Raw genomic sequence first — 6,423 nt, forward strand, 5'->3', positions numbered from 1 at the left:
CCGCGAGGCGCTGAAGGACGTCACCGGCGATCCGTGGCACGGTCGCACGCTCGAATGGTCGACCTCGTCGCCGCCGCCCGACTATAATTTCGCCTTCACGCCGGTGATCCACGATCTCGACGCGTGGGACGATATGAAGGCCAAGAACCAGATGGCGCCGACGCAGGGCTGGCTCGACATCCATATGCCCCGCAACACCGGCGCGGGCGTGATCCTCGCCGGGCTGTCGATGATCGTCGGGTTCGGGCTGATCTGGCACATCTGGTGGATGGTCGGGCTGGGGATGCTCAGCGTGATCGGCTACGCGATCTTCCACAGCTTCGATTACGATCGCGATTTCAACATCCCGGCGGCCGAGGTCGCCGCGACGGAGACCGCGCGCCTCAAGGCGCTGGCGGCAGCAGGGGCCTGAACCATGGCGCATAGCAACCCCACCGCCGCCGCCCCAATGACCGAGGGCGCCACCCCGATCTATTGGGAGACCGAGCCGCATCATCACGAGAGCGGGTCGAGCACGATGCTCGGCTTCTGGCTCTACATCATGAGCGACTGCCTCATCTTCGCGATGCTGTTCGCGTCGTGGGGCGTCTATGGCCGCAGCTTCGCGGGCGGCCCGACCAGCCACGAATTGTTCGATCTGAAGCTGGTTGCGGTCAACACCGCGCTGCTGCTGTTCTCGTCGATCACCTACGGCTTCGCGATGATCGCCGCGCACGAGCAGCGCAAATCGGCGGCGTTGCGGTGGCTGCTGGTCACGCTGCTGTTCGGCCTCGGCTTCCTCGGAATCGAATTGTTCGAGTTTTCGGAGCTGATCCACGAGGGCGCGGGGCCGGGGCGCTCGGCGTTCCTGTCGAGCTTCTTCGCTTTGGTCGGCACCCACGGGCTGCACGTCTTCTCGGGCTCGATCTGGCTCGTCACCTTGATGGTGCAGGTCGCGCGCAAGGGGCTGATCCCTGCCAATGTCCGGCGGCTGGAATGCCTGTCGCTGTTCTGGCACTTCCTCGACGTCGTGTGGATCGGCGTCTTCACCTTCGTCTATCTGCTGGGGTCGATGGCATCATGAGCGCGCACGAAAACGACAGCGGTGCGCCGCACGGCACGCGGCGCGATTACGTCACCGGCTTCCTGCTGTCGGTGGTGCTTACCGCCATCCCGTTCGGGCTGGTGATGAGCGGGGTGATCGCCGATGCCCGCGTCACCGCCGCGATCATCGCCGGGCTGGCGATGGTGCAGATCGTCGTCCACATGGTCTATTTCCTCCATATGAACGCGCGGTCCGAACACGGCTGGACGCTGATGGCGTTGATCTTCACGGTGGTGATCGTGGTGATCGTGCTGGCGGGGTCGCTGTGGGTGATGTTCAACATGAACCATTATATGATGCCGCAGATGGCGCCGCCCGCGGCGCATGGCGCGCCGCCGATGGATATGGGCGGGATGTGAAGGGCGTCGCCGCGCGAGCGCTGACCATTGCGGCGATCCTGGGGTTCGTCGCGCTCGGCATCTGGCAGCTCGAACGGCGGACGTGGAAGCTCGCGCTGATCGAGCGCGTCGATGCGAAGCTGGCGGCGGCCCCGGTGGCGGCCCCGCCGGCGAGCAAGACGCTGACCGAGGATGACGCCTACACCCGCGTCACCGCCAGCGGCCGCTACCTCCCGGGGCATGATGTCTATGTCCAGGCGCTGACCGCGCTCGGCGGCGGCTATTGGGTGATGACCCCGCTCGATACCGCAAACGGGCGCATCCTGATCAACCGCGGCTTCGTCCCCGCCGACATGCGCGGCCGCGCGCCGCCTGCCGCCGGGCCGGCGACGGTGACCGGGCTGATCCGGCTGAGCGAGCCGGGCGGGGGCTTCCTGCGGTCCAACGATCCCGCCGCCGGGCGCTGGTATTCGCGCGACGTGGCGGCGATCGCCGCGGCGCAGCGGCTCGGCGCGGTCGCGCCGTGGTTCATCGACGCGGGGCCGAACGGCAGTGACTGGCCGCGCGGCGGGCTGACCGTCGTCGCCTTCCGCAACGCGCATCTCAGTTATGGGCTGACCTGGTTCGCGATGGCCGCGCTGCTTGCTGTGCTGGCATGGCGCGCGATGCGAAAGCGCGCTCGGTGACGGCATTTGCGGGCCGCGAGGATGCCGCGCGGCGCAACCTGCTGCTGCTTGTGCTGCTGCGCTGGCTTGCGGTGGGCGGGCAGCTCGCGACGATCCTGCTGGTCGAGTTCGTCCTCGATATCCGGCTGCCGCTGTTCCCGATGCTCGCGACGCTCGGCGGGCTGGTCGCGCTCAATCTGCTCCAGCTCGCCTCGGTCCGCTTCCGCTCGGTCAGCAACGGCGAATTGCTCGGCGCACTGCTGATCGACGTCGCCGCGCTCACCGTCCAGCTCGCTTTGTCGGGCGGGGCGACCAATCCGTTCATCACCTTGTTTCTGCTGCAGGTCGTGCTCGGCGCGGTGCTGCTCGAAGCGTGGTCGAGCTGGCTGCTCGTCGCGGTGACCAGCGCGGCCTTTGCCCTGCTCACCGTCGTCCACCACCCGCTGCCGCTGCAGCCCGGCTTCGTCAGCCATCTGTCGGTGGCCTATAAGGCGGGAAGCTGGTTCAGCTTCGTCCTCGCGGCGGTGCTGGTGGTGGCGTTCGTCACCCGTATCGCGCGCAACCTGCGCGAGCGCGACGCGCATCTCGCGACGATGCGCCAGCGCGCGACCGAGCAGGAGCATATCGTGCGGATCGGCCTCCTCGCGAGCGGCGCGGCGCATGAGCTCGGCACCCCGCTGGCGACCTTGTCGGTCGCGCTCGGCGACTGGCGCCGCGAGGCGCACGACCCGGCGCTCGCCGCCGAGGTGGCGGAGATGGAGGCGGAGGTCGCGCGCTGCAAGGAAATCCTCGCGGGCATCCTGTTCGCCGCGGGCGAGGTGACCGGCGAGGCGCCCGCACGCACCACCTTGCGCCGCTTCGTCGGCGGGATCGTCGAGCGCTGGGGGCGGCCCGAGCTGGTGACGTTGGTCGACGGGCTTGCCACTGATCCGCCGATCGTCGCCGATCGCGCGCTGGCGCAGACGCTGATCAACCTGCTCGACAATGCGATCGAGGCGGGGGCGTCGGGGGTTACGTTGCTGCTCGAACTGGTCCGTGACGCCGCGGGCGAGGCGGATATCCTGATCACCGCGCGCGACGACGGGCGCGGCTTTCCGCCCGCCTTCCTCGAAACCATCGGGCGGCCGTATCAGAGCAGCAAGGAGCGGCGCGGCGCGGGGCTGGGGCTGTTCCTCGCCGCCAATGTGCTGCGGACGCTGGGCGGCGCGCTGGAGGCGCGCAACGATCCGCACGGCGGCGCATTGGTCACCTTGCGCATCCCGCTCGCCGCGCTGGCGCTGGAGGAAGGACGATGACCGAACGGCGGCTGCTGATCGTCGAGGATGACGCGGTGTTCGCGCGCACGCTGGCGCGCTCGTTCGAGCGGCGCGGCTATCGTGTCGCGGTGCTCAACGCGCCCGACGGGCTGGAGCAGGTGGCGCGCGATTTCGCGCCCGATCATGCGGTGGTCGATCTGCGGCTCGGTGGCGGCGCCTCGGGGCTGACCTGCGTGCAGATGCTCCACGCGCTCGATGCGACGATGCGGATCGTGGTGCTGACCGGTTTCGCCAGCATCGCCACCGCGGTCGAGGCGATCAAATTGGGCGCGACCAATTACCTGACCAAGCCCGCCAATACCGACGATATCGAGGCCGCCTTCGCGCGGGTCGACGGCGATCCCGACGCCGACATCGCCACCCGCACGACGAGCATCAAGACGCTCGAATGGGAGCATATCCACCAGACGCTGGTGGATACCGATTTCAACATCTCCGAAGCCGCGCGCCGCCTCGGCCTCCACCGTCGCACCTTGGCGCGGAAATTGGAGAAGCGGCATATTTAATGCCGTCATCCCAGCGGAAGCTGGGATCTCGGCCGCAGGGGCGCGATTTGCGGCACGCGGCCCCAGCTTTCGCTGGGGCGACGGTTCGTTAAAAGGCCGCGATCCCCGTAATCGCCCGCCCGAGGATCAGCGCGTGGACGTCATGCGCGCCCTCATAGGTGTTGACCGTCTCGAGGTTCATCAGGTGGCGCATCACCTGATATTCGCCGGAAATGCCGTTGCCGCCGTGCATGTCGCGGCTCATCCGCGCGATATCGAGCGCTTTGCCGACATTGTTGCGCTTGACGATCGAGATCATCTCCGGCGCGAACTTGCCCTCGTCCATCAGCCGCCCGACGCGCAAGCTCGCCTGCAGCCCGAGCGCGATCTCGGTCTCCATATCGGCGAGCTTCTTCTGGTAGAGCTGGTTGGCGGCGAGCGGACGGCCGAACTGGTTGCGATCGAGGCCATATTGCCGCGCGGCGTGGAAGCAGAATTCGGCCGCGCCCAGCGCCCCCCACGAAATCCCGTAACGCGCGCGGTTGAGGCAGCCGAACGGCCCCTTCAGCCCCTGCACCTCGGGGAGCAGCGCCTCGTCGCCGACCTCGACCTCGTCCATCATCACCATCCCGGTGATCGACGCGCGCAGCGAAAGCTTGCCCTCGATCTTCGGCGCGGAAAGCCCCTTCATGCCCTTTTCGAGCACGAAGCCGCGGATGCCCCCGCCGTGCGCGTCGGACTTGGCCCAGATCACGAACACATCGGCGATCGGCGCGTTCGAGATCCACGTCTTGCTGCCCGAGATGCGATAGCCGCCGTCGGTCTTGACCGCGCGGGTCTTCATCCCGCCCGGATCGGAGCCGGCGTCGGGCTCGGTCAGCCCGAAACAGCCGATCCATTCGCCGCTCGCCAGCTTGGGCAGATACTTACGCTTCTGCTCCTCCGAGCCATAGGCATAGATCGGATACATCACGAGGCTCGACTGGACGCTCATCATCGAGCGATAGCCCGAATCGATCCGCTCGACCTCGCGCGCGACAAGGCCGTAAGCGACGTAGCTCGCGCCGACCCCGCCATATTCTTCCGGCACCGTCGGGCCGAGCAGCCCGAGCTGCCCCATCTCGCGGAAGATCGCCGGATCGGTCACTTCTTTGGCGAAAGCATCGATGATCCGCGGCGCCAGCCGGTCCTCGGCATAGGCGCGCGCGGTATCGCGCACCATCCGCTCGTCGTCGGTGAGCTGCTCGTCGAGCAGGAAAGGATCGGACCAATCGAACGCGCCCATACCGGCCATCATCATCTCTCCTCAGAGGCTGAGGCGCGGCTTCGCGGGAATGGCGCGGCTTGTCCAGTGGTCAGCCGAGTTCGTGGGCGTATTTCGGCTGGTCGATCGCGAGCGAATCGAGCGCGCAGGCCTTCATATGCGCGATCAGCGCGGGGTCGTCGGGGGCGATCTCGCCGGCGCGGATCATCTCGGTGAGCCGCCGGTCGAGCGCGTCGCGCGTGCCGTCGCCGCCGGTCAGCGCGCGCAGCCGCTCGACCGCGCGGGCGTCGGCGGCGGGGCCGAGCGCCATGTCGCGCGCTGCGATCTCCAGCGCGTTGCGCGCGACGCGCAGGGCAAAGCCGCTCGCGCTGCCGTCGACCGGCAGCCAGCGCGCGACGCCCTCCACCAGCGCCTGTGCGGTCGGGTGGGTGATCATGAAGCGCTCCGTTCGATGATCGCGACGATATCGGTCTCGGTCTCAGAAAGCCGCCGCCCGATCACCGCACGTTCGGGGCCTGCGGAAGGGTCGGCGGCCCAACGCGCGTGCATCATCGTCGTCATCACTCCCCATTTGAGGCTGCCGAGCATCTGCCAGAAATCGACGCGTGCGACGTCGATCGGCGCGCCGCCCGCCTCGACATAGCCCGCGAGCAGATCGTCGAGATCGCCAAATCCGCCGACGCGCTTCCCCGGCTGGCCGAAGCGCCAGCTGTTGCAGCAAATCCAGCCGATATCCTCCGCCGGATCGCCGACATGCGCCAATTCCCAGTCGAGCACCGCGGCAAGCCCGGTTTGGGCGTCGACCATTATATTGCCGTTGCGGAAATCGCCGTGGACCAGCGTGAGCGCGCCCGCCGTCGGCACGCGTCGTTCGAGCCAGCGGAACGCAGCCTCGATCGTCGGCCGCACCAGCCCCGAGGCGCGCCATGTCTCCTCATAACCGCTGAGCGTCGCGCGCACGTCGAGCGTCTCGACCCCGGCGACCGGCGGCGTGGCGTGAATCCGCGCCAGCGCCGCCCCGCATTGCCGCGCCAGCACCGCGCGCGCCGGGGCAAAAGCCGGGTCGGTGGCGATGCGCTTGCCCAGCGTCTCGCCCGAGACGCGCGCCATGATATAGGCCTCGCCCAGCCCGTCGGGCTCGCTGCAGATATGCACGACATTCGGGGCAGGGACGCCGTTCGCCACCGCGGCGGCGATCAGCTCGGCCTCGATCCGCAGCGGCGGCTTCTTCCCCGGGTGGCGTGCGAGCGGGGAGGTGCCGCGGCGCAGGA

At 68.3% G+C, this 6,423-nt stretch carries 8 protein-coding genes and 1 pseudogene; 6 read left to right on the top strand and 3 right to left on the bottom strand.

Going from position 1 to position 6,423, the window contains the following annotated elements; all coding sequences use genetic code 11:
• From BGN95_RS06995 to BGN95_RS07020, 6 genes and pseudogenes are all read left to right on the top strand, one after another.
• A pseudogene (locus BGN95_RS06995) lies at positions 1-412 on the top strand (cytochrome o ubiquinol oxidase subunit I); the annotation flags it as partial.
• Positions 413-448: 36 nt separating this feature from the next.
• Complete coding sequence (gene cyoC, locus BGN95_RS07000) at positions 449-1,063, top strand: cytochrome o ubiquinol oxidase subunit III (RefSeq protein ID WP_265314560.1); 615 nt, start codon at positions 449-451, stop codon at positions 1,061-1,063.
• The gene (cyoD, locus tag BGN95_RS07005; RefSeq protein ID WP_179510813.1) at positions 1,060-1,443 is read left to right on the top strand and encodes a cytochrome o ubiquinol oxidase subunit IV; all 384 of its coding nucleotides are present in this window, start codon (positions 1,060-1,062) and stop codon (positions 1,441-1,443) included. The genes cyoC and cyoD overlap by 4 nt, the downstream gene beginning before the upstream one ends.
• A complete protein-coding gene (locus BGN95_RS07010; RefSeq protein WP_286772080.1) occupies positions 1,440-2,108 on the top strand; it encodes an SURF1 family protein in 669 nt (222 codons plus the stop codon). The genes cyoD and BGN95_RS07010 overlap by 4 nt, the downstream gene beginning before the upstream one ends.
• Positions 2,078-3,382 carry an ATP-binding protein gene (locus BGN95_RS07015; RefSeq protein ID WP_286772081.1) on the top strand — a complete coding sequence of 435 codons (1,305 nt, stop codon included), beginning with the start codon at positions 2,078-2,080 and terminating at the stop codon, positions 3,380-3,382. Before BGN95_RS07010 ends, BGN95_RS07015 begins: the two co-directional genes overlap by 31 nt.
• Positions 3,379-3,909: a response regulator transcription factor gene (locus BGN95_RS07020; protein WP_179510815.1), complete on the top strand. Its 531-nt coding sequence runs from the start codon at positions 3,379-3,381 to the stop codon at positions 3,907-3,909. The genes BGN95_RS07015 and BGN95_RS07020 overlap by 4 nt, the downstream gene beginning before the upstream one ends.
• 88 nt (positions 3,910-3,997) lie before the next feature.
• Here the strand turns inward: BGN95_RS07020 and BGN95_RS07025 are convergent, their stop codons facing one another.
• From BGN95_RS07025 to BGN95_RS07035, 3 genes are all read right to left on the bottom strand, one after another.
• Entirely contained in the window at positions 3,998-5,182 is a 1,185-nt protein-coding gene (locus BGN95_RS07025) for an acyl-CoA dehydrogenase (RefSeq protein WP_265269145.1), read from the bottom strand.
• 61 nt (positions 5,183-5,243) lie between these two features.
• Complete coding sequence (locus BGN95_RS07030) at positions 5,244-5,588, bottom strand: DUF6285 domain-containing protein (RefSeq protein WP_265269098.1); 345 nt, start codon at positions 5,586-5,588, stop codon at positions 5,244-5,246.
• A partial coding sequence (locus BGN95_RS07035) for a phosphotransferase family protein (protein ID WP_286772082.1) occupies positions 5,585-6,423 on the bottom strand: 839 nt, incomplete at its 5' end. The genes BGN95_RS07035 and BGN95_RS07030, both read right to left, overlap by 4 nt.

This window comes from Sphingomonas sp. 66-10, from assembly GCF_001897045.1.
Taxonomy (GTDB): Bacteria; Pseudomonadota; Alphaproteobacteria; order Sphingomonadales; family Sphingomonadaceae; genus Sphingomonas; species Sphingomonas lycopersici.